Here is a 1,643-nt window from a genome sequence, read left to right as displayed (position 1 = left end):
GACAAGGAAATCCAGGTGGTAGAGGTTTTGATGCAGCCCCTCCAGGTTTAACAGGTGGTGGTGGTGGTGGAGCAAGTGCTGCAGGTACAGCAGGTAGTCCCCCATCAAGTGGTGGTCCAGGTGGAGCTGGAACAGATTTTAGTCCTTATGTAGGAAACGTTGGACCTACATGTTCAGTATTTGCAGGTGGTGGAGGTGGAGCAAAAAGAACTGGAACTCAAGGAACAGGTGGTGCAGGTGGTGGTGGAGCAGCAAATTCAGGTAGTAATGGAGTAGCAGGAACAACTAACACAGGTGGAGGTGGTGGAGGAACTTCAGCACCTGGAGCACATTCAGGTGGAGCTGGTGGATCAGGAATAGTTGTCGTAAAAGAATTAAATAAAGCAAGTGGTGTGTGGTCAATGCAAAGTCAAATGGCAGCCAAGCAACAGGGAACATGGCCAAGATTTATAGCAAGTTATACAATAGATTATTTAGTAGTAGCTGGAGGTGGTGGTGGTAATGGTAATAGAGGTGGTGCTGGAGGTGCTGGAGGATATAGAGCTTCTGGTTATGGACCTTCTCCATTACAAGGTTCCGCTTTAACTGTAGAAGAAGGAGATTATACAATTACAATTGGTGGAGGTGGAGCAGATAAAGGAAGTGATTCTGTATTTTCAACAATAACTTCAACAGGTGGTGGAGCAGCAAATAATTTTAACTCACCAGCATGTTCGGCTAGTGATGGAGGTTCAGGAGGTGGTGGATCAATTAGAGAAACAACTGCTGGTGGATCAGGAAACACTCCTCCAACAAGTCCTCCTCAAGGTAATAATGGTGGAACAGCATTACCAGGAAACCCTATGCCATGTGCGGGAGCAGGTGGTGGTGGAGGTGGAGCTACTGCAGTTGGAGCAGGTGCAACTCCTTCTGGTGGTGGAGCAGGTGGAGCTGGTGCGCCTAACACAATTTTAGGACCTGATACATCTTACGCAGGTGGTGGTGGAGGTGGTGGTAGTAGAGGACCAAGTTATCATGGACCAGCCCCTGGACCAGGTGGAGCAGGTGGTGGTGGAAGAGGTGGTGGAGCACCAAGCACATGTTCAGTTGCTGGAACAACTAATACTGGTGGTGGTGGTGGAGGTGGAGCTGACTCTGGTCATACTCCTCCAACAACAGGAGAAGGTAAAGCAGGTGGTTCAGGTATTGTTGTAGTTAGGGGACCAAGTGCGGTTACTTTTAGTTCTAATCCAGGACCAGCAGCTACAATGTCTACTCATCCGGGTGGAGATAAGATAGCTAAATTTACGGCTTCAGCTACCTTGACAGTTTCATAAAAATTCTTTATAAAGTTTTTCATAAAGACACATGAATTTAACTAATTATTATTGGTATTTTAAATCAGCAATCCCAGAACGTATCTGTGATGATATTTCTAAATACGGAAAACAACTTCAAGAACAAATGGCAGTCACTGGGGGTTATGGTGATAAAAAATTAAATAAAAAACAAGTTATAGATTTAAAAAAGAAAAGAGATTCAGATATTGTTTGGATGAATGATAGATGGGTATATAAAGAAATTCAACCTTACATACATCAAGCAAATGCATCAGCAGGTTGGAATTTTAATTGGGATTATTCTGAGTCTTGTCAATTTACAAA

General features: G+C 44.2%; 2 protein-coding genes. Both read left to right on the top strand.

The features are described from left to right. The coding region (locus AACZ75_RS15660; RefSeq protein ID WP_339874149.1) for a glycine-rich domain-containing protein at window positions 1-1,316 on the top strand (1,316 nt) is incomplete at its 5' end. Window positions 1,317-1,347: 31 nt separating this feature from the next. Further along, the coding region (locus AACZ75_RS15655; RefSeq protein ID WP_339874148.1) for a hypothetical protein at window positions 1,348-1,643 on the top strand (296 nt) is incomplete at its 3' end.

The sequence above is a fragment of the uncultured Brevundimonas sp. genome (genome assembly GCF_963975535.1).
Taxonomy (GTDB): Bacteria; Pseudomonadota; Alphaproteobacteria; order Caulobacterales; family Caulobacteraceae; genus Brevundimonas.
Note: the sequence above shows the minus strand (reverse complement) of the source record. Positions and strands in the feature narration are given on the sequence as shown.